Below are 20,988 nucleotides of genomic sequence, written 5' to 3' on the forward strand. Positions count from 1 at the left end.
GATTGCCAATGCGGAGCTGAACCGCGCTTGCGCCGACGGCAAGCCCAACGGACCGAATCGATGTTCTCAATCATCATCCCGACCTGGAACAATCTGCCTTACCTGCAACTCGTGATCGAGAGCCTGCGGCGTCATTCCACGCATGCGCATCAGATCATCGTGCACGTGAACGACGGCTCGGACGGCACTCTGGCCTGGGTGCGCGACGAGGGTATCGAACACACCGCATCGCCCGGCAACATCGGCATCTGTCACGCGGTCAATATCGCGGCGGCGCGCGCCACGCAGGACTACATCGTCTACATGAACGACGACATGTACTGCTGCCCCGGCTGGGACGACGCGCTCGTCAGGCGTCTCGCGCAGATGCCGGCGGACAATCTGTTCATGCTGTCCGGCACGATGATCGAACCGGTCGACTCCGGCAATCCGTGCGTCGTCGTGCAGAACTTCGGCCGCGACGTGGAGAATTTCCGCGCCGACGACCTGGTGGCCGCCACGCCGACACTCGTGCGCGCCGACTGGCGTGGTGCTACGTGGCCGCCGACGCTCGTGCATCGCGACTGGTGGCACAAGGTTGGCGGCTATAGCAGCGAGTTGAGCCCTGGCATGAGCAGCGACAACGACTTCTCGATGAAGCTGTGGGACGCCGGTTGCCGGGTGTTTCTTGGCGTTGGCGACAGTCTGGTTTATCACTTCCAGCAGAAGAGCACCGGCAAGGTCGTCAAGAACGACGGGCGCCGCCAGTTCCTGAACAAGTGGGGCATGACGCAAGCCACCTTCGACCGTTATTTTCTGCGGCGTGGCACGGCGGTGGAAGGCGCTCAGGCGGTCAGCGACCCCGAGCGGACTGGTCGCTTGCGGCGCGCGCTGCTCAAGTCGCGTATCAAGCGTGCGTTCAGCTGAAGCAGGCGTGCTTGCGTGCGCATCTGCGCTGTCCTTGCCAGCGTGTAGCGGCGGAAATCCGGCGGTGGCCTTGCGCGAGCCGAGCTGAAGCGCGCGTTACACGCCGCCCGTCACCAGTGGCAGAACCGTCAAATCCGGGTGCGTGCCGTCGACGATGCTGCGCCCCACATGCACCCCTTCGTAGAGCGCTTCTTCCACGCCGGCGAAGCTTTCTTCGCCGTCCGCATGGAACGGCACCGCATGCCCGGGAAGGGTCGGATCCGCGCCCGGATGACACACGTAACCGACGTACGTATAGCGGTTGTCAGGCACGGCTGACGGCTTCGTCGCGTCGGGCGGGTTTTTCAGGAAGGGTGCCACGTGAATTTCGAATCCCTCGTACTCCACCATCTGCCAGGGTGCGGTTTCATCGGCCATGGCCGCCTCCGTCTATGTCGCGCGCTTGTCAAAAAGTCTAGGTGATTTGAACGTAAAGCGCGCCCTAAGACTGATGCGGCAAACCACTACGGGCACCGCCGCGCGCAATCCCTTCGACGCGTGCAGCGGGCCGCCGCGACCTTGCGGTGGTTTCGCGTCGGTGCAGAGCGTGCGGGTGTGCGCTCGACCGCGTCATCTTCGCCGTCATATAGAATGACGCGCTTTGCCCGTACAAGACCCCGCCCATGTGGTTCAAAAACCTTCAGCTGCACCGTCTTCCCGCTCCGTGGTCCGTCACCCCTGAACAAATGGAGAAATGGCTCGCGCCGCACGCGTTCGCGCCGGGCAATAGCGTCGAGATGCAAAGCCACGGCTGGGCGTCGCCGCGCGACAACGATTCGCTGGTGTATTCGCTCAATGGCCAGATGCTGCTGGTGTTTCGCGCCGAAAAGAAACTGCTGCCGGCTTCGGTCGTCACGCAAGTGACCAAGGCACGCGCGCTCGAACTTGAAGAGCAACAGGGCTTCAAACCCGGCCGCAAACAGATGCGCGAACTCAAGGAGCAGGTGACCGACGAACTGCTGCCGCGCGCCTTCAGCATCCGCCGCGACACGCGTGTGTGGATCGACATCAAAAATGGCTGGCTCGTGATCGATGCGGGCTCGCAAGCGGTCGCCGACGAAGTGCGCGGTCTGCTGGTGAAGTCGATCGATCAACTGCCGCTCGGCACCGTGCGCGTCACGCAATCACCGGTTGCGGCGATGACCGAATGGCTGCTTTCCGGCGAAGGTCCCGCTGGCTTCACGCTCGACCAGGACACCGAATTGCGTTCGCCGACGGAAGGCAACGCGACAGTGCGCTACGTCGGACATACTTTGGACGCCGAAGATATGCGCCGTCATATCGAAGCCGGCAAGCAATGCATGCGGCTCGCAATGACGTGGAACGATCGCGTGTCGTTCGTGCTGACGCCTTCGTTGATAATCAAGCGCATCGCGCCGCTCGACGTCCTCAAGGAAGCGAGCGACCCCACTGCGCAGAACGACGACGAGCGCTTCGATTCCGACGTCACGCTGATGACCGCCGAACTCGATCGCATGCTGTGCGATCTGCTCGACGCGCTGGGCGGCGAGCAGGGCGTGGAAATGCCGCAAGCCTCGGCTGCCTGAGTGACGTTTTCCGAGCTACGTTGGCCTGAGTGAAGTTCGCCTGAGCTGCATTTATCCGTTGCGGGCCGGCGCGTTGAGACTGCATCGCGCCGGCACTTGTTAAGCCAGATTATGCATATCTGAATCCGGCTTAATAAAATTTACCCTTCATGTCCCGGCCGTCACACTGCTTGTGCTGACGGTGCAAGCCGTCAGGAACCTTCCGATCCATCGACGCGCGCCACGCTTCCCATCATGCGAGCCGCGTCATCCTGACCAGGACTCGACATGAAAATCGCTCACTTGATGCTCGCCCTCGGCCTTGCTTGCGCCGCCTTCGCCACTTCCACTGCCATGGCTGCCGACGCGACGTATCCGCCTGCGCCGCTGCCTCCTTACGCGCAGGATGAATTGCAGAAGGTGATCGATGCCGCGACGGGGCCATTGCCCGCTGTACAACATTCACCGGCCGCACCGCAAAGCGCGGCCACCCTGCAAAGCCCCGCCGTGTCGCAGAAGGGTCCTTATGCCGCCCCGCGCGTCATGCCGCACGATGAGTCGCATGCAGGCGCGAGCGCGGGCAAGCGCGGCGCCCGTCCGTCGAAGGCGCATCGGCATGAGCGTCACAAGTACGTCTGAGGATCTCGCCGCGACCGCGTGGCGTCGATGCGCCATGCATACGCGAAGTGGCGCGGCGTGAAAGCGGCGTTACGCATCGATCGCCGCTACACCGGACCGTGCTACGCCGGTACCGTGAATTTGGTTAAGATTGCGATCAGAAAGGCACATCAATCACGGAGAGCTCGCGATGGTTCGACTGGTTATGATCCTGCTAGGTGTCGATTATCTGCGCACGCGCTGGCGTTCGTTGCAGTTGATCGGCTGGGTGAGCCTGGTGCTCGGCGTGGTGGTGTTCATCGACGCGCTCGATAGCGCGCTCTATTTCCCGATTACGCCGTTTGCATTATTGCTGCTGCTCGAAGGGCTCGCCACGCTGGCGGTCGCCTGGACCGGCATGGGCGGGCAACGCACGCTGCGCTATGTGAAGGGCTTCGCATTCTGCTTTGCGGCGGCGCTGATTCTCGCCGGCCATCATCACGGCAACTTCATTCTGTCGATGATCTTCGGCACGCTCTTTCTGGCCGATGGTCTGCTCCAGATCGTCTCCGCGAAGGTCGTCCGTTATCGCACGTGGCGGCTCGCGATGATCGGCGGGGGCGTTGAAATCGCGCTGGCGATTTTCTTCTATCAGCCGTATCCGACGCACTATGTGGGCACCGTGCCGTACTGCCTCGGCCTCGGCTTGATGTTCGCCGGCTGGAACATGATTTTGCTGAGTATGCGCGTGCGGCGTCTCGCGTCGAATCCCGCGGTGGCTTCCGATGATGCCAGCGCCGATGCAGCCAACTCTGCCGCGAGTGCGGTCGCTCCCGGCCGGTTGAGCGCGGTCGAATGGGACGGCCCGCCCACCGCCGATGAAGACGCGTTGACTGTCCATGTGTGGACGCCGGTGGGCTCGTCCAAGGGCGAGGCGCGGCGACAGTTGATCGTCGATCGCTACATCGCGGCGGTGGATCGTAACGGTGTGATTTCGACCGGACATGCCGCGCTCGAATCGCCTGAGGGCATCTACGTCAGCTTGTATCCGGGCGTCGAGATCGATCGTTCGCCCGACGATTTTGCGCGGCTGCTGCGCGCGACGCGCGAGAACGACGTCCCCGGTGTATTCCAGCCCGATTACCCGACCGAATCGAAAGCATGGTGTCCGTCGACGGTTCAGGTGCGCATTCGCAATTACGATCCGGCGCGCCTGCGCCGTTTCTGGGACACCTATCGTCAGGACACGACCTACAACCTGACGCACCGCAATTGTTCGAGCACCGTATCGCGCGCGCTGGAAGCGGCGATCGAAGGCGCGTCGGCGCGCGTATGGGGCAACCTCGGCGGCTGGCGGCCATTTTTGCGCGTGATTACGACGCCGGAATTGTGGGTGGCAGCACAACTTCGCAAGCGCGCCGCGACGATGGCGTGGACCCCCGGCCTCACGCTCGACTATGCGCGCGCGCTCAGCATGCTTGCCGACCCGCGTCCGTCGGGCTGGGTGAAGATGGCGCGCCTCGCCGTGCGCAGAATGGTGCATTCGCGGCAGCAATGGCGTGAGGAAGCGCGCAGTGCGCCGGCCTCACAGGAAGCCGCGCGCGAGCATGTTGCTGACGCGGTGCGTGATTGATGGGCTAGGCGCCGCGGTTGCCCAACTTCGACGTTGCGGTAAAAACAGCAGACGTATCAAGAGCTTGCCGATCTTGCCGGATAGTTATGCACAGATTTGCGAACAGATTCTGTTGATAACTTCCGCACGCAGCGGCGCTTCCGCCAAATGAGTGAATTCAACCAATTTGGCGGGTGTATGCTGAAATCGAAAACTTATCGATGACAGCACCCCACCACGCCAAATTATGGCTGTGGCTCATTCAGGATCAAGCCGTGCCGGGCGCTGAGCGCCTGCTGCGGCAGCAGTTTTACCAGCGTGAACGTGATGCTCAGGACGAACCCAGTTGCATCCATCGGCCTGTCAGATGATTGAGCCACAACGTTTCACGGTGCGTCACGTCAGCGTCTACCGTTACTCGGAACCCGTGCGGTTCGGCGAGCACAGGATGATGTTCCGCCCGCGCGCCAGCCACGACTTGCGCCTCGTCACGAACCGGCTGGTGATTACGCCGACGCCGTCGCGACTGCACTGGCTGCACGACGTGTTCGACAACTCGGTGGCGGTCGCGAGTTTCGCGGGTAAGGCGAGCGAATTGCGCTTCGACAGCGAAGCGACGCTTGAACACTTCGAAACGCCCATGCCCGATTACGCGCTCGAACCGTACGCGGTGAACTGGCCGTTCGCGTACACCAACGAGGAAGCCTCCGATCTCGTGAACGCGCGCAGCCGACAGTATCCGGACAGCGACGTGGACGAGTGGGCGCGCCGCTTCATTCCTGTGCAGGGCGGTAGCGGTGCGCGCGGCAAGAACGGCACAGGCGGCACGATGGCGCTACTGCGCGCGATGACGCTTGAAATAAAAAGCACGTTTTTCTATGTGCGCCGCACGGAGAAGGGCGTGAACCGTCCTGGCGACACCTTGCGCAACCGCAGCGGCAGTTGCCGCGATTTCGCGGTGCTGATGATGGACGCCGTGCGCTCGCTTGGCCTCGCGGCGCGCTTTGTCAGCGGTTACCTGTTCGTGCCCGAGCACGACGCCACGCAAGGCGGCGGTGCGACGCATGCATGGTTGCAGATCTATTTACCGGGCGCCGGCTGGGTCGATTTCGATCCGACCAATAGCATAGTCGGCAATCGCCATCTGATTCGGGTGGCGGTGGCGTGGAACTACTACCAGGCGTTGCCGTTGTGGGGCACATGGCATGGCGCGCCGCATTCGTTTCGCGGTTTGCAGGTCGATGTGAGTGTGACCGAGGGCGAGTGAGGGGCGAGCCGGGTGAATGGGCGGGTACCCATCGAACGTGTTAGCTGGGAGCGTCAACTCAGGTTGTTCGCCGGGCGCATCAATTGAACGTTTCAACTGGAAGAGGGTGTCGTGATGAAATTGCGCGTTGGCTACGAGCTGGTCTATGAGTGCGTGCAACCGACGCCGATGATGTTGATGTTGAACACGCACTTTTCGCACGCGACGGACGTGTTGAGTGGAGATTTGCTGGCGGTCGATCCGCCGGTGCCGATCAGGCAGTATCGCGATGGCTTTGGCAACCTATGCAGCCGTGTCGTGGCGCCGCAGGGACGGTTTGCATTGTCGACGAGTGCGGTGCTCGAGGTGTCGTCTGAGCCGGAGAGGCGGCCGCCGTTTACCGAGCAGCATGCCGTGGAGGCGTTGCCTGATGATTCGCTGGTATTTCTGCTGGGCAGTCGTTATTGCGAAACGGATTTGCTATCCGAATTTGCGTGGCAGACGTTCGGCAAGATGCCGCTCGGTCGCGGGCGGGTGGATGCGATTTGCAACTACGTGCACAACCACATTGTGTTTGGCTACGATTTCGCGCGGCCGACCAAGACCGCCTGGCAGGCGTGGCAGGAAAGGAAGGGCGTATGCCGGGATTTCGCGCATCTGGCCGTGACGCTGTGCCGGGCGATGAATATACCGGCGCGGTATTGCACGGGTTATATCAGCGATGTCGGCACGCCACCGCCTTATGCGACCATGGATTTTGCGGCGTGGTTCGAGGCGTATGTTGGCGGGTGCTGGCAGACCTTCGATCCGCGGAATAATGTGCCCCGTACGGGGCGGGTTTTGATGGCGCGAGGGAGAGATGCTGCGGATGTCGCGATCAGCAATGCGTTTGGGCCTACGACACTGCTGAAGTTCGATGTGGTGTGCGAGGAAATTCAGGTTTCTTCTGCCACTGAAAGAACCTGAAGCTCCCAGTCCGACATGCGGGCACGCACTGTCACGGTCTTCAGGCGCGGCGCGCGACGTCATTCCCCAAGCGCCAGCGCGCGCTTGCGCCGCAGCAGCACCGAGCCGATCGATACCGCCGCGCCGATGCAGCCCATCGCCATCGAGAGAATCACGATCAGCCAGCCGGTTTGTGCCCGTGCCGAAAACACGCCGACCAGCAGACCGGCGAGCGGTTGCGTCATGTTGTTCAACAGAATCACCACGCCGGTCGTCTTGCCATAGTCCTCGGGCGGAATGATTTTCTGCCGTGCGCTGCGAATGTAGACATTGAACATCTTGTCGAAGCCGACAATCAGCAGAAAGCCGAGCGTATAGCCCCAAGGCGCCGAACTCACCCCGGCGATCACGCCACCCGCACAGATTGAGACGAACGCGACCCGGCCGAGTGTCTGTGTAGGCCAGACGTTACGCGCGATCGTCAACAGGATCAGCACTGTGGCCACAGCGCCGCCAGTCTGCAGGCCGGCGTAGTAGCGGCTCGATTGCGCGTGAAAGCCCGTGACCATCGCGGCTGACGTCGCGAGAGTCACGCCGATCACCAGATTTTCGGCGGCGGCGAGCAGCACGACTTTTTTCAGGCCGGGTAGAACGAGTACATGGCGCAACGCGATGCGCATGGGCATCGCCCAGTGACCCGCTGCAACGGGCGGTGGATCACCGGCGCGGAACCCGCTGGTGCGTTGCCATAGCAGCAGCGACGCATCGGCAAGCAGAAACAGCGCGCCGGTTGCGCCGACCACCCATTCCCAGCGCCACAAGCCGAGCATCAGCGCGGCCAGCATCGGGCCGAGTACGAAGCCCAACTGGTCCGCCAACTGCGAGTAGGCGAGCACACGCTGGAACTGCTGCGTGCTGAAAATTTGCGGCAGCATCACTTCGCGTGCGACCAGCCCCTGGCTCGTGAGCACACCGCACAATGCCGACAGCGCGATCAGCCAGCCGATGCCGCCGAACAGCACATAAGCCAGCACGCCGCCGAAGCACACCGCCGCCCGCACGGTCTGACTCACCCGCATCAGCTTGAGCGGCGAGATGCGGTCGCACAATGCGCCAAAGAAGGGAAAGACCAGGTAGCGCGGCAGCGTTTCGATAAAGAACGCAAGACCCGACCACGACACCTGGTGTGTCGTCTGAAACACGACGAGCGGCACGAGGAACAGCAGCACCTGATCGGCGAGACGCGCGACAAACAGCGAGCAGAAGAAAGCCTGATGGTTGGCGCGCACCGTTCATGTCTCGCCGTTTATGGGTCGAGACCGATCCTATCAAAGATTGCGTCAGCCGCCCCGATAAGCCTGTTCGAGCAATGCGATATCGAGCTTGACCATTTTCATCATGGCTTGCATCACACGGCTCGCTTTCGCGGCATCCGGATCGCGCAGCATCTGGGGAAGGGCGTCCGGCACGATCTGCCACGACACGCCGAACTTGTCCTGAAGCCAGCCGCATTGCATCGGCGCGCCGCCGTCCAGGAGCTTCGCCCAATAGCCGTCAACCTCCTGTTGCGACGAGCAGTGCACGAACAGCGAAATAGCCGGCGTGAAGCTGTATTGCGGGCCGCCGTTCAAGGCCGCGAACTCCTGACCTTCCAGCTCGAAGGTGACGAACAGCACGTCTCCCTTCTTCCCGGGGCCGGCATCCGTGTAGTGCATCGTGGTGGTGATGCGCGAATCGGGGAACACCGACGTGTAGAAGCGGGCGGCTTCTTCCGCGTTACCGTCGAACCACAGGCATGGCGAAATCCTTTGCATACGACCTCCTCGTGCTGAATGGCGTGCGCGGCTTATTGCGGGCCGCACTCCATACCTTGCATGGCTTGCTGGATCTGTTCCGGGCTCAGGTCGCGCTTGTGCGTGGCGAGCGACCAGCTGTGGCCGAACGGGTCCTTCAACTGCCCGTAGCGGTCGCCCCAGAACATGTCGGCAACCGGCATGGCAACGGTCGCGCCGGCCTCGACGGCCTGCTTGAAACTGGCGTCGACATCTTCCACATAGTGGTGAATCGTGACCGGCGTGCCTTTCAGCGTGTTCGGGCCGAGCGCGTTGTGATCGGGCCATTCGTCGGTCAGCATCAGCATGGAGTCGCCGATCTTCAGGCAGGCGTGCATCACCTTGCCACCGGGGCCGGGCATACGAAACTGCTCGACAGCGTTGAAGGCCTTGGCGTAGAACGCGATGGCGTCCGCGGCGTTAGCGCAAATCAGATAGGGGGTCAGCGAGTGCATCCCGTCCGGGATCGGTTTGACAGCGGGGCTGGACATGACGGCGACTCCTTGAAGTAACAGGTTCGTGAGGTGAAAGACCGACCGCGTGAGCCAGGTCTTCAACGTTACGACGAGTACATCCCCTTTGAATCGACACTCCGGGAAAAATATTTTTAAGCACGCCCGTGCGGCGCGGGCGTCGACGCAGGCGTGACCTCGCAGCCGTGGTCGCAGGCGCGAGCGTAGGCGTGGTCGTATGACGTGTGGTCGTAGGCGCGGCCGTGCGGCGCGTGCTCGCCACGCAGGATCAACCGGCCGGGTTGTCTTCTTCCGACGGTATGTCAACCGGCCGGATTGTCGTCGTCCGGCGGAGCGGCGGGCGTCGAAGGCGTCGCCGCGCCACCGCCCGGCGCGCCAAGGATGCTGATCTGGAACGTCGGGGTCGCCGCGAGCGATTGCAACGTCGCGTCTTCCGGGATGTGTTCGAACAGCGGCAGGATCACGGAGCCGCCGATCACCGCGCGCCGGCTATTGTCGGCCGGGCGTAAGCCCCACACGTCCTGGTAGACCACCGGCACCGCGCTGCCGTTGCGGGTCGTGTTGCCGATGTACAGCATCACATGGCCGCCAATGTAGATTAGCGTGCGAAACGGTTCGCCATGCTGAGCGAGGTAGTCGAGCCGTTGCGCCGGCGTCGACGCGGACAGATCGATCATGCGTCCCGCGCTCATCTGCGTCGACGAATGGCGCGGCAGCCACACGCCGAACGTCGCGAAGATGCTTTGCAGTTCGGACGAACAGTCGTTGTAGAGGCCGCTATTGCCCCAGCCGTACGGCCGCCCGATCAGCGTTTTCATCAGCATCGCCAGATGCCGCGGGGTGGCGGCGAGCGGCATCGGGGTGATCTGCGCATCGCTCAATTGGGCGCTGCGGATGATCGCGTGGCCGTCCACATCGCGGGCCGGGACGAAGAGTTTGCGCGAGGCGGGGGCGTTGGCAGCTTCGCTCGCTGTTTGATTGGCCGGTGTTGCGGGCCGCTTGGCGTCGTCTGGGGCGAGCGGCAGCAGCGTGCCGGCGGGCGCGTCGAAGCGGAACACGCCGCGGCTGTCGCGCACCGGCGCCGAGGCCACCGTGACCGCACCCAGCGACTTTGCGGTGGCGGCGCGCCACGTGTCGACGAAGGTGTCGTCGGTCAGGCCAACGCCGTTGCTGCGCACCCAGCCTTGCACGTCGGGCGTCTGCACGTAGCGCCACGCGCCGTCGGCGCTACTGCCCAGCACATACAGCGGTGTGCCAGGGCGTACGGCTGAAATCTGCAGGTTGTCGAACGGATAGCCTTCGCCGGCTAGGTGGTGGTTGTAGAACGACGGGTCCATGGTCGGCAGTTCGCGCACCATCAGGTTGCTGGTGGCGATCGCGCGGCGTTCGGGCTTGTAGACGGCCTCCTGCGTGAACTGATCGACGTCCATGTTTTGAGCGATGGCGTCGATCCATGCCTTGTCGTGTGGCCGGAAATTCTCGCCGTAACCGAGCGCCGTGCCGCTCTTGCCGGTGTTGTCGAACTTGTCGATGCGGCGCTGCTGCAGCGCGACAATATCCGCGCCTTGCTGGCGATAGACGCGCATCGCCACGTAAGTGGAATTCCATGGCGACGGTGCGGTTGTGCCGGTGCCGAAATAGCGCGCGTAGAGGGCGCTGAAGTGCGCCTGCTGATCGGCGGGGCTCAGGAACGGCTGGTCGTAGCCAGGGCTGTCCGGTTCGATCCAGTGGTCGACGTTCTGGTCGTAATTGGCGATCGGGAACAGTGCGACCGTGTCGACGCTCGCGTGGACATCGCGTGCCGGTGACGGATTGCTGCAGGCGACGAGGGTAGCGGCCGCTGCGAGGGCGGCGCATAGCGCACCGGCACGGCGGGCGTGCGGCAATCGGGCGGCGAGGCGTGTAGCGATGGCGGGCAGGACGGCGACAGGCATGGAGTTCGACGGTGAGGATCCAAGGGCACGATGATACGGTGTCGCGCGACAGGCAGGGTGGTGAATGCCTGCTGCACCCAGGCGGAACGAGCGAACGGGGCTTTCTCAGGCGTGCAGGCGCCTCGCGGACATGGGCGCCATTTTTCACGACATGGCTGGAGCATGAAGCCAATTGCTCGCGCTGTGCCTTCACAGCGTTATGAGTGTATTTACACAACGCTTATGTGTTTTCATTGGAGTTCGAATCGTCAATAGCGGCTGTGCCATACCGCACTTCACGCACAAGCGGCCAGACAGGCCGGGCGCTTCGTTACACTCCACACACCGCCTCGAATCGTCTTTCACGAGGCGCTACAACCAGGAGAACAACATGCAAACCAGCGCACGCAATCAATTCACAGGCGAAATCACCGAAGTCAAACATGGCGCCGTGAACGACGAAGTCACGTTGCGCACCCAAGACGGTCTCGAGATCGTCGCGATCATTACGCATGGCAGCGCAACGTCGCTCGGCCTCGCTGCCGGCAAGAAGGCATTCGCGCTGGTCAAGGCGTCCTCGGTGATCGTGATGGTCGACGTGGCCAAGAGCCAGGTGTCGGCACGCAACTGCATCGCCGGTACGGTGTCGGCCGTGACCAAGGGCGCAGTGAATTCGGAAGTGACCATCAGCGCGGGCGGCGCGCAGATCGCCGCGATCATTACCAACGAAAGCGTCGACCGCCTCGGCCTCGCGAGCGGCAAAGCGGCGATGGCGATCTTCAAGGCATCGAGCGTGATCATCGGCGTCGAATAACGATCGACGCATGGCGTTGTCCACAGGCTTAAGGTCTGGATAAAGCCATCGGGCCGTACGTGCTCGGGCGGAAAGAGGGTGGCATGCGCAGCAGGGCGTGCCGTGAAGGAAACGGCGGCTTGATTTACACTGCACGCCTCGCTGTTTCTCTTTCCGCTTTCATTACGGACGCCGTCATGTTCGAAGTCTCCTCAGCCTCGCATCTCCCCAAAGCCGCGCAATACGAAGAACTGGCCGCCCAGGCGCGCGCGCTGCTCGCCGGCGAACCCGACTGGATCGCCAACGCCGCGAATTTCTCCGCGTTCGTGTTCCATTCGCTGAGCGATCTGAACTGGGCCGGCTTCTACTTCCACGACGGCCGCGAACTGGTGGTCGGACCCTTCCAGGGCAAGCCGGCCTGCGTGCGCATCGCGCTCGGCAAGGGCGTGTGCGGCACGGCAGCACTTACCCGTCAGACGCAGGTGGTGCGCGACGTGCATGAATTCCCCGGTCATATCGCCTGCGATTCGGCGTCGCAATCGGAAATCGTCGTGCCGCTCGTCGCACCGGACGGTACGCTGATCGGCGTGTGGGATGTGGATAGCCCGGTCGTTGCGCGTTTCGACGAAGAAGACGCGAGGGGCATGGAAGCGCTGTGCGCGGTGTTTATCGAAGCCGCGCTGCCGCGCGCCTCGTAGGCGTTTCAAGCAGCGTCGATTCAGCGGTGCGGCGCCAGCCTATGCTTTTTCGTACATAGACTAGATGCACTTCAGGGGATGGGTCGGCGGACCTCATCCCGCTATCGTTCTCTCCACGCGCTCAAGACAGCGCGACGAACCCCCACCAGGTTTTGGAGACATGCATGAGTTCCGCCACCGTTACAGCCACCACTGCGCCGCTGACATTCCAACGTTCCCCCGCTTTACCCCGCAATTGCACCTTCGATAGCCACGACTGGGAGATTCTCAGCCGCTACTGGCATCCGGTGGCGTTCGCCGCCGACGTGACCGACAAACCCATCAGCGTGACGCTGCTCGACGAACCGTTGGTCGTGTTCCGCTCGAACGGTCAACTGGTGAGCGCGCGCGATATCTGTCCGCATCGCGGCGCGCCGCTCAGCCAGGGATGGGTCGACAACGGCAACATCGTGTGCCCATATCACGGCCTCGCGTACGGTAGCGACGGCAAGTGCAAACACATTCCGTCGCAGACGGACGGCCCGATTCCTGATCGCCTGCATCTCGTCACGTATGCGACGCAGGAAGCCTATGGCCTCATGTGGGTCTCGCTGGGCGGCGGCACTGAAGCGTTGCCCGCGTTCCCCGGCTGGGACGATCCCGACTTCCAGCAGATCCTGCCGCCCTCGATCGACATCAACGCTTCGGCGGGACGTCAGACCGAAGGCTTCATCGACGTCGCGCATTTCGCGTGGATTCACCACGACAGTTTTGCCGACCGGCATAACCCGGTGGTACCGCAGTATTCGGTCGAGCGGCGCGAAGGTGGCATGCACGCGGAGTACGTGAGCACGGTCAGCAATTTCCCGAAGTCGATGCAGCATCGCGCGCCTGAAGGTTATCTGTGGCGCCGCTTCTTCGAAGTGGATGTGCCGTTCTTCGCACGCCTGACCGTGCACTTTCCCGAAAACGGCCGCCTGTCGATCCTGAATGCCGCGAGCCCGGTGTCCGCGCGTAAGACACGTCTGTTCGTGCCGATCGTACGCAACTTCGACAAGGATTTGCCGCTCGAGGACGTCTACGCGTTCAACCGTCAGGTGTTCGAAGAAGATCGCGCGATCGTCGAACAGCAGCGCCCGGAAGATTTGCCGATCGACCGCGCGGCGGAAGCGCCGATTCTCGCCGACCGTTCCTCGGGTGCCTATAGGCGAGCGTTGGCTGAGATCGGTCTCGGCCAGGCCTATGTGCGCTAGTTTGCGGTGCGATTCGAGAAGCGTGATGCGAGATTCGGGAGAGAAGTCATGAAAGTATGGGAATGCGTGATTTGCGGCTTTCGCTATGACGAAGCACTGGGTCTGCCGGAAGCGGGTATTGCGCCGGGCACGCGCTGGGAAGACGTGCCGGACGACTGGCTGTGCCCGGACTGCGCGACCGGCAAACACGACTTTGATATGCAGGTGATTGCATGACAGCCGCTCAGCATGAGGACAAGGGACAACCGGTGGTGATCGTCGGCACTGGCATGGCGGGCTATACGGTTGCGCGCGAATTGCGCAAGCTCGATAGCACGGTGCCGATCGTCATGATCAGCCGCGACGACGGCAGCTTTTATTCGAAGCCGATGTTGTCGAATGCACTGGCGATGAAGAAGGAGCCGCAGACGTTGGCAAGTTTTGACGCCATAGCGATGGCGGCACAATTGGGCGCGTGGATTCGCGTGCATCAGCACGTCGAGCGCATTTTGCCGGCGGAGCATACGCTCGTCGTCGACAACGTGTTGCTGGGCTATAGCAAGCTGGTGCTGGCCACGGGCGCGGACCCACGCCGCCTGAAGGTGGAGGGTGATGGCGCGGGCGACGTGATGTCGATCAACGATCTCGGCGATTACGCGCGCTTCAGGTTGGCGCTCACGCGTTGCCGCTCAGTGGCGATTCTCGGCGCGGGTCTGATCGGCTGCGAGTTCGCCAACGATCTCGCGGCTGCCGGTTATGCGGTCAGTCTGATCGACCCGGCTTCGACGCCGCTGGCTCGCTTGCTCCCGCGAGACGTGGGCGAGATTTTCGCTCGCGCGCTTGACGATGGCGGCATCCGCTTTCACCCTGGCCGCAGTGTGAATCGTATCGACCGCTTGTCGAACGGTTACCGGCTGACGTTCGCCGAAGGCGAGCCGATCGACGCGGATCTGGTCGTATCGGCGGTCGGCCTTGCGCCGCGTACGGCGCTTGCCGCGGCTGCGGGTCTTGAAATCGACCAGGGCATTCGAACCGATGCGTGGTGCCGCACGAGTGCACCGGATATTTACGCACTCGGCGACTGTGCCGCGATCGACGGCAAAGTCCAGCCGTATGTCTTGCCGATCATGCATGCCGCGCGGGCGCTCGCGCGCACCCTGGCCGGGCAGCCGACGCGCGTCGCCTTTCCGGTGATGCCGATTACCGTGAAGACGCCCGCGAGTCCTGCGGTCGTCGTGACACCCGAGGGCGAGGGCGCATGGTCGATCGAAACTGCTGGCGATGCGGCGAAACACGCTGCGCGCGCTGTGTGCCGGCAAGCTATCAGTGAGCGCCCGTTGGGCTTCGCACTGCTCGGCGCGGCGATCGAGGGCAAAGCCGCGTTGATCAAGGCCATGACAGAGGGGGCCACTAGCTAACCCACAACAATCTTCCGTCTGACCGACCTCACTTTGTGATCGCTCGGTGTTTTAAGGGGCCTGTCACCTCGAACACATCCGATGATCGCATTCGCGCCGCAAGCTCTGCTTACGGCGCTTTTTTATCTGCTCGAAGGAGGTGCGTGCCAGTAGTGAACGCTTAGGAAACCAGATCTTTGGCGACGTTGGCGATCAGCCTGCGCAGCCAGATCGCGGCGACGCTGCGATGCGTGCGGTCGTGCCAGAGTTGATAGTAGGTGAGCGCCTGCGGCTCGCCGGGGATCGGCTCGATACGCAGTGGCAGCAGCTTGGTGTAGTGCGTGGCGAGCGCGCGGGTGGTGGTGAACAGCAGATTGGATCGCGCTAGAACGTAGGGCGCCATGCCGAAGTAGGGCAGCGTCGTGGTCACGGTGCGCGACAGGCCGTTGCGGGCGAGTTCGACATCGACCGTGCCCCACGACGTCGTGTTGTAGGTCATCACCGCCAGGTGTTCCGCTTCTTCGTAGACGGGCTTGCTAAGGCGCCCCGGTTTGATCGGATGGCCGTTGCGCATCAGGCACACCAGTTCGTCCTTGCACAGCGGCTGCAAATGCAGATGCTCCGGTGGCGTGCGCCAGTTGCCGATCACCAGATCGAGAAAGCCGCTTTCCAGACCATGCTCGTAACCGCCGTCCACCATCATCAGATGCCTGAACTCGAGCTTCGCGCCGGGCGCCTCGCGATGAAACGCATCGACTACGGCGGGGACGAAGAACGCATCGAGATAGTCCGGCGAACCGATGCGAAAGGTCTGGCTGGTGGTGGCCGGGTTGAACGACGTCGTGGGGTGCAGAATGGCCGCGATATTGTTCAGCGCTTGCGCCGCGGGGTCGATCAGCGTGAGTGCATGCGCGGTGAGAACCATTCGGCTGCCGCTGCGCACCAGCAGCGGATCGCCGGTCATGTCGCGCAGTTTGCGCAGCGCCACGCTGACGGTTGGCTGCGATTGTCCGAGCAACGTTGCCGTGCGCGACACGCTCGATTCGGTCAGCAGCGTGTGCAGCACCTTGAGAAGGTGCGAATCGATGATTTCCTTGGACATGAAAAGCGGGATCCTGTTTCGTGCGGATCCATGCAGTGAGGCGGCAGTTTTTTTGGAAGGATCGCGAGCGGAATATATCCATGGATATAACGCTCGTCAATCCGGCGAAGCCCTGTGCGAAGGCGTCGAAGACCGGTGCGCACTGAGTCATGAGGCGTGGAGTATCCCGGCAATAGCGAACGCTTTATGATGTGCGCGATGACGGACGCCTCACCGCGGGAATCAGGGAATACACCGAGTGAAACGATTGCCACGCGGAATGCGCGCCGCGGTGGCGTGGGGTGCGGCAGGAAAGCCGCTATCATACGCACGGTGACCCGGCGGAGCGGACCGACTCTGCCGGCTTCGCCGGTTGCGCCGAATGCGTCGGGAAAAACGCTTACTCGCTTTCAATATTCAGAAAATTCAAAGGCCGGCGCGATGCAAAGTCACCCCTACGCCGAAGCGCGCACACGCGACGCCGTGCTTGTGGCGGCGCCATACGGCATGTTCATCTGCAGGGCCGACGGCACCTTCGACTCCGTCAACGCCGCTTTCGAAAAGCTGACCGGCTTTACCGCCGAAGAATTGATCGGCCGGCGCACCTTTGAATCCTTGCACGACCCGGCCGAACTCGCGAGGCGACGCGCCGAATTGCCGCCGCTGTCGGCGATAAGCTCGCGCTACGAAGGCGAATGGACCTACGTGCGGCGCAACAGCACCCCGATTCGCGTGGTGTTCGCGATGGCGCCGCTCGCCGCCGAGCCGGCGAATCCCGGCGGTGTTGCCACAGGGCCTGCCCGCTATGTCGGCATCGCCATCGACATGACGCGCTACGCGCAATCCGAAGCGCGCTTGTGGTACGTCGCGCATCATGACGGCGTGACCCGCCTGCCCAATCAGACGCTTTTCACCGAACGACTCGAACTCACGATCGCGCGCTGTCAGCGTAGCGGCCATGGCTTTACCGTGCTGGTCGCCGAGCTCGATCGTTTGCGCAAGCTGCGCGACGCGCTCGGTTTGCATGCGGCGGAACTGGTGTTGCAGATTGTCGGCGAGCGGCTGCGTGGTCTGTTTCCCAACGACGGTACGATCGCCTCGATCGGTGGCACGCAATTCGCGCTGCTGATCAATGAAACCGGCGCGGGGGCCGATGCTTTCGCTGCTGAGGCACTGGGCCGCATCGCCGAATCGATCGACTACGCAGGCACGGCGCTGAACATCACGGCGAGTATCGGCATGGTCGCCTATCCGGCCGACGGTGCCGATGCGCCAACGCTGATGCGCCGCGCGGGCGTGGCGCTGTCAGCGGCTTCGGCGGTGAGCGGCCATGCAGTGCGGCGCTTTTCCACCGCACTCGAAGGCCAGGCGGCGCGCCGCTTCGAACTGGAGGCGATGCTGCGCGAAGCGCTCGAACGTCAGCAATTGCATCTCGTGTATCAACCGCAGGTGACGCTCGCCGATGGACGCATCTCGCAAGTGGAGACGCTACTGCGCTGGAATCATCCGCAGCGTGGTTTGATCAGTCCCGTCGAATTCGTACCGGTCGCGGAAGAGGCGGGTCTGATCGAGCAGATCGGCGAGTGGGTGATCCGTACCGCGTGCCGCGACGCCGGTAAATTGCTGCGACTCACCGGTACTTTGCCACGGGTCGCGGTGAACGTATCCCCGCAGCAGTTCCAGCGGCAGAATCTGTTCGAGACGATCCGTGGGGCGCTCAAAGATGCCGCGCTCGACCCTTCGTACCTTGAAGTGGAAATCACCGAGGGCGTGCTGCTCGGTGACACCGAGCAGGCATTGCAGACGTTGCATGCGTTGCGCGAATTGGGCGTCGAAGTCGCGGTGGATGACTTCGGCACCGGCTATTCGAGTCTCGCTTATCTCACGCGGTTTCCGCTGAACCGTCTGAAAATCGATCGCTCGTTTATCATGCGCATGAGTACCGATCCGCAATGCGCGGCGCTCGTCGGCGCCATTATTGCGATGGCGCATGCGTTGAAGCTGCGGGTGACGGCCGAAGGCGTAGAGACAGCTGAACAGGCCGCGCAATTGGAAGCGCTCGGCTGCGACGAGGCGCAAGGCTTCTGGTTCTCGCGGCCCATCACCATCGCGGCGTTGCACAATTTGCTGAAGCCGTTGGGCACCGGTTGACGATCCGGTTGACGTCGGCACACTCCGCTGCCGGCTAGAAATCTCAGTCCTTCAGCCGCTGCAGCGTGTCGCACCCCGTGCGGTACGCGTGTCGCCCAAATACACCGAAAAGAGAAAGGGGCCGATTGGCCCCTTTTCGTCTGGTCACATCTTTACGTGGGACTCAGCGTGCAGTGCCGCCCGTGGTGGTGATCGCGGTACCGGCCATGCTGGATGCACGCTTGATGCTGTCCTGCACCACGTTGCTGGAATGAATCATCGAAGCCATCACGGATTGCATTGCGCCAAACGCGCTATCCGAACTGAACGGCGTGGTCTGGCCGAAGCCCGAACCGAACTGCGTCACGCTGGCGCCGAATTCTTCGCGCAGTGATTCACCAGCCTTGTTCAACGCAGCGGTGAATTGCGTGTCGATTTCCTTGACGTGCTGCGCGTACGACACAGTGCGTTGAACCAGTTGCTGCTGCAACTCGGCCGCGCCGGCGAACGGCGCGGCGTTGAGTTGGCCGGCCGACAATGCGTTCTTGCTTTCGGTGACGGTCGCCTTCAGTGCCGCGAGATTCAGCTCGCCGAGTTTTTGCAGGCACGCCAGCCCTTCGAGTTGCAAGGCGGTGAAGATGTTGAAAGTGCGTTGGCCAAAGGCGGCGCTATGTTCGGTCGCGGGGCTGTGCATGGGTGATCTCCAAAGTGACCCGGGCAGGCGCCCAAAGGATTTCGGAGGCCAGGTCTCACGCGAGACGGCAGGTCGACGCGGCGCAGTGGTTTTGCTGCGCTGCAACATGAGTCACTCTATACCTTTTCGGCGGGAAGTACAGCGTTTTCGTCAAGATGATTCGTCAGTCGAAAGGCGCTCAGTGTGTGCCTGACGCACGCGGATGGGCGAGAAAGAAGCGCAGCATTTCGGCCGTCGCATCGGGGCCGGATGGGTCCGTATAGGAGCCGCGCTGACTGCCGCCTGCCCATGCGTGACCCGCGCCGTGAATCGACCAGTACTCTGCTTCCACGCCATTCGCTGCCACAAGCCGTTGCACCGTGCAAGCGTGCTGGCCGCTCGCCGTGCCTGCGGCATGCGATGGCTCGCTGATGGTCGTGACGCCGGCGTCGAAGCCCGCTACGAGCGCTGCAGCGTTCGACGGATGCACCGTCGTGTCCGCATCGCCATGAAACACGATGAGCGGGCGTTGCGGTTCGACGCGTGAGCGGCTGCGATGTGCTTTGCCGCCCTTCATCGCGGCGAGCGCCGAGGGGAGATCCTTCGCGCTTCCGTAGGCGAGGCCGGAATGCACGCAGGCTGCCGCGTACAGGTCGGGTGAGGTCTTCAGCATGATGTCTGCCATTGCGCCGCCCGCTGACAGGCCCGCCACGTACACCCGCGCTGGATCGACGCGATAGCGCGCGATCACCTGACGCGTGATGCCGGCGATCAACGACGGTTCACCCTGGTCGCGCTGCTGGTCGGCAGGTTTGAACCAGTTCCAGCATGCCGAATGATTGGCCGCATGTGACTGATTCGGATACACGACGATGAAGCCATGACGCTCGGCCATTTCGTTCATGCGCGTACCGGCCGCAAGGTCGTCGGCGTTTTGCGTGCAGCCGTGCAGCATCACGATAAGCGGCAACGGTTCGATGTTGTAGACGGCGGGGACGTAGAGCTTGTATTGGCGTTGGCCCGCGCTGTTGCTGAAGGTGTGGGTGCTGAAGGTGCCGGGCGTGTCGGCATCGAAAGTGCGCTCGGCAGGGGCGTGTGGCGTGGTGTTGGCGTGTGTTTGCGCCTGGCTTTGTGCTTGAGTTTGCGCCTGCGTCCACGCTTGCGCCCATTCGTTGACGCTCTGCGGCATGTGCGGGGTTTGCGCATGCCCTCCTTCGACGGTGCCTCTCGCGAGGGCGCGCTGAACCGCAGCGGTCGCTTCCTTCGGCCCCTTTGTACGCAGCAGGTCGAAGGCTTCTTTCATCGACTTCAGGAAATCTTCATTCATTTTCATGTTTGTGGGCTACAGCGTTGACTTGCACTGGGCGTGGCTGGGACAGGCGATGAGTTTCGCGGACTCAACCGCATGTTCAATCGCATGCTCAACCATGGGATTAGCCACGCCGCGCGTGGCTACCTGATGCGGCCGGCGAGCGCTGCCTTGACCGCGGGCGAAGCGTGAAATGCGCCGAGCACCGCCACCGATGCGATCGTGGCCGCCGCGAGTTCTGGCGGCACATCGGCTGCGATGCTGGCGAGGCCGAGCACATGAATATCCAGTCGTTCATTCGCGGCTTGAGCGGCTTGAAGGTCCTGCTTCGAGAAGTGCTGCAAACCGAGCACCAGCGCGCGCCGGGTCACCGTTTCCGTGACGACCTGTGCGTGGACGGCGAGCTGGTTGCGGATCGCCGTACGGATCAGATCGGTGCGGTTCGAATAAAAACCCTCTTCGACGAGTAAGTCGATCTGGCCCAAGTCGACCGGGCCGAGGTTGATGGTGATTTTTTCGGTCTCGCCGCCTTTGGGGCGGGAGGTGTCGATGAGTTTGAGGTTGGCCATTTCTATCCCGTTTGGCGTTTGATCGGCATCCGTACGCC

The 20,988-nt window shown here is 62.7% G+C and carries 21 protein-coding genes; 12 read left to right on the forward strand and 9 right to left on the reverse strand.

Annotation, left to right across the window (positions count from 1 at the left end; translation table 11 throughout):
- Positions 1–60: 60 nt before the first annotated feature.
- Positions 61–906, forward strand: coding sequence for a glycosyltransferase family 2 protein (locus GNZ12_RS20795; RefSeq protein ID WP_172313172.1), 846 nt, complete (start codon positions 61–63; stop codon positions 904–906).
- A gap of 96 nt (positions 907–1,002) precedes the next feature.
- Here the strand turns inward: GNZ12_RS20795 and GNZ12_RS20800 are convergent, their stop codons facing one another.
- Positions 1,003–1,323 carry a hypothetical protein gene (locus GNZ12_RS20800; RefSeq protein ID WP_172313175.1) on the reverse strand — a complete coding sequence of 107 codons (321 nt, stop codon included), beginning with the start codon at positions 1,321–1,323 and terminating at the stop codon, positions 1,003–1,005.
- 245 nt (positions 1,324–1,568) lie between these two features.
- Between GNZ12_RS20800 and GNZ12_RS20805 the strand changes: the two genes are divergently transcribed.
- The 5 genes from GNZ12_RS20805 (at position 1,569) to GNZ12_RS20825 (ending at position 6,892) form a co-directional block, all read left to right on the forward strand.
- A complete protein-coding gene (locus GNZ12_RS20805; protein WP_172313177.1) occupies positions 1,569–2,492 on the forward strand; it encodes a recombination-associated protein RdgC in 924 nt (307 codons plus the stop codon).
- 267 nt (positions 2,493–2,759) lie between these two features.
- Positions 2,760–3,110: a hypothetical protein gene (locus tag GNZ12_RS20810; protein ID WP_172313179.1), complete on the forward strand. Its 351-nt coding sequence runs from the start codon at positions 2,760–2,762 to the stop codon at positions 3,108–3,110.
- 169 nt (positions 3,111–3,279) lie between these two features.
- Positions 3,280–4,701, forward strand: a complete 1,422-nt coding sequence (locus tag GNZ12_RS20815; protein ID WP_172313182.1) for an HdeD family acid-resistance protein — start codon at positions 3,280–3,282, stop codon at positions 4,699–4,701.
- A 346-nt stretch (positions 4,702–5,047) separates the two neighbouring features.
- On the forward strand, positions 5,048–5,947 hold the full coding sequence (locus GNZ12_RS20820; RefSeq protein ID WP_172313185.1) for a transglutaminase family protein: 900 nt from the start codon (positions 5,048–5,050) through the stop codon (positions 5,945–5,947).
- A gap of 114 nt (positions 5,948–6,061) precedes the next feature.
- A complete protein-coding gene (locus tag GNZ12_RS20825) occupies positions 6,062–6,892 on the forward strand; it encodes a transglutaminase-like domain-containing protein (protein WP_172313187.1) in 831 nt (276 codons plus the stop codon).
- A gap of 59 nt (positions 6,893–6,951) precedes the next feature.
- Here GNZ12_RS20825 and GNZ12_RS20830 read toward each other — a convergent pair whose 3' ends face one another.
- The 4 genes from GNZ12_RS20830 to GNZ12_RS20845 all read right to left on the reverse strand — a co-directional run bounded on the left by GNZ12_RS20830 (position 6,952) and on the right by GNZ12_RS20845 (position 11,110).
- Positions 6,952–8,160, reverse strand: coding sequence for an MFS transporter (locus GNZ12_RS20830; RefSeq protein ID WP_172313190.1), 1,209 nt, complete (start codon positions 8,158–8,160; stop codon positions 6,952–6,954).
- A gap of 51 nt (positions 8,161–8,211) precedes the next feature.
- A complete protein-coding gene (locus GNZ12_RS20835; protein WP_172313193.1) occupies positions 8,212–8,685 on the reverse strand; it encodes a VOC family protein in 474 nt (157 codons plus the stop codon).
- 32 nt (positions 8,686–8,717) lie between these two features.
- Positions 8,718–9,194 (reverse strand): VOC family protein, encoded by a 477-nt coding sequence (locus GNZ12_RS20840; protein WP_172313196.1) that lies wholly within the window; start codon positions 9,192–9,194, stop codon positions 8,718–8,720.
- Between the two features lie 284 nt (positions 9,195–9,478).
- Complete coding sequence (locus GNZ12_RS20845; RefSeq protein WP_172313199.1) at positions 9,479–11,110, reverse strand: SH3 domain-containing C40 family peptidase; 1,632 nt, start codon at positions 11,108–11,110, stop codon at positions 9,479–9,481.
- Between the two features lie 370 nt (positions 11,111–11,480).
- Between GNZ12_RS20845 and GNZ12_RS20850 the strand changes: the two genes are divergently transcribed.
- The 5 genes from GNZ12_RS20850 to GNZ12_RS20870 all read left to right on the forward strand — a co-directional run bounded on the left by GNZ12_RS20850 (position 11,481) and on the right by GNZ12_RS20870 (position 15,209).
- On the forward strand, positions 11,481–11,903 hold the full coding sequence (locus GNZ12_RS20850; protein WP_172313202.1) for a TOBE domain-containing protein: 423 nt from the start codon (positions 11,481–11,483) through the stop codon (positions 11,901–11,903).
- Positions 11,904–12,079: 176 nt separating this feature from the next.
- Positions 12,080–12,580: a GAF domain-containing protein gene (locus GNZ12_RS20855; RefSeq protein WP_172313205.1), complete on the forward strand. Its 501-nt coding sequence runs from the start codon at positions 12,080–12,082 to the stop codon at positions 12,578–12,580.
- A gap of 164 nt (positions 12,581–12,744) precedes the next feature.
- Entirely contained in the window at positions 12,745–13,812 is a 1,068-nt protein-coding gene (locus tag GNZ12_RS20860; protein ID WP_172313207.1) for an aromatic ring-hydroxylating oxygenase subunit alpha, read from the forward strand.
- A gap of 48 nt (positions 13,813–13,860) precedes the next feature.
- Positions 13,861–14,028 carry a rubredoxin gene (locus tag GNZ12_RS20865; protein ID WP_074284961.1) on the forward strand — a complete coding sequence of 56 codons (168 nt, stop codon included), beginning with the start codon at positions 13,861–13,863 and terminating at the stop codon, positions 14,026–14,028.
- Entirely contained in the window at positions 14,025–15,209 is a 1,185-nt protein-coding gene (locus GNZ12_RS20870; RefSeq protein WP_172313210.1) for an NAD(P)/FAD-dependent oxidoreductase, read from the forward strand. Before GNZ12_RS20865 ends, GNZ12_RS20870 begins: the two co-directional genes overlap by 4 nt.
- A gap of 160 nt (positions 15,210–15,369) precedes the next feature.
- Here GNZ12_RS20870 and GNZ12_RS20875 read toward each other — a convergent pair whose 3' ends face one another.
- Entirely contained in the window at positions 15,370–16,290 is a 921-nt protein-coding gene (locus GNZ12_RS20875; RefSeq protein ID WP_172313213.1) for a LysR family transcriptional regulator, read from the reverse strand.
- 420 nt (positions 16,291–16,710) lie between these two features.
- On the opposite strand from GNZ12_RS20875, the gene GNZ12_RS20880 reads away from it, so the two are divergent.
- A complete protein-coding gene (locus GNZ12_RS20880; RefSeq protein ID WP_172313215.1) occupies positions 16,711–18,420 on the forward strand; it encodes a putative bifunctional diguanylate cyclase/phosphodiesterase in 1,710 nt (569 codons plus the stop codon).
- A gap of 163 nt (positions 18,421–18,583) precedes the next feature.
- Here the strand turns inward: GNZ12_RS20880 and GNZ12_RS20885 are convergent, their stop codons facing one another.
- The 3 genes from GNZ12_RS20885 to GNZ12_RS20895 form a co-directional block, all read right to left on the reverse strand.
- Positions 18,584–19,093, reverse strand: coding sequence for a phasin family protein (locus GNZ12_RS20885; RefSeq protein WP_172313218.1), 510 nt, complete (start codon positions 19,091–19,093; stop codon positions 18,584–18,586).
- A 178-nt stretch (positions 19,094–19,271) separates the two neighbouring features.
- Entirely contained in the window at positions 19,272–20,405 is a 1,134-nt protein-coding gene (locus tag GNZ12_RS20890) for an extracellular catalytic domain type 1 short-chain-length polyhydroxyalkanoate depolymerase (protein ID WP_172313220.1), read from the reverse strand.
- A 119-nt stretch (positions 20,406–20,524) separates the two neighbouring features.
- Positions 20,525–20,950: a CopG family transcriptional regulator gene (locus GNZ12_RS20895; protein WP_172313223.1), complete on the reverse strand. Its 426-nt coding sequence runs from the start codon at positions 20,948–20,950 to the stop codon at positions 20,525–20,527.
- Positions 20,951–20,988 lie beyond the last annotated feature (38 nt).

Source organism: Paraburkholderia solitsugae, from assembly GCF_013177695.1.
Lineage (GTDB): Bacteria > Pseudomonadota > Gammaproteobacteria > Burkholderiales > Burkholderiaceae > Paraburkholderia > Paraburkholderia solitsugae.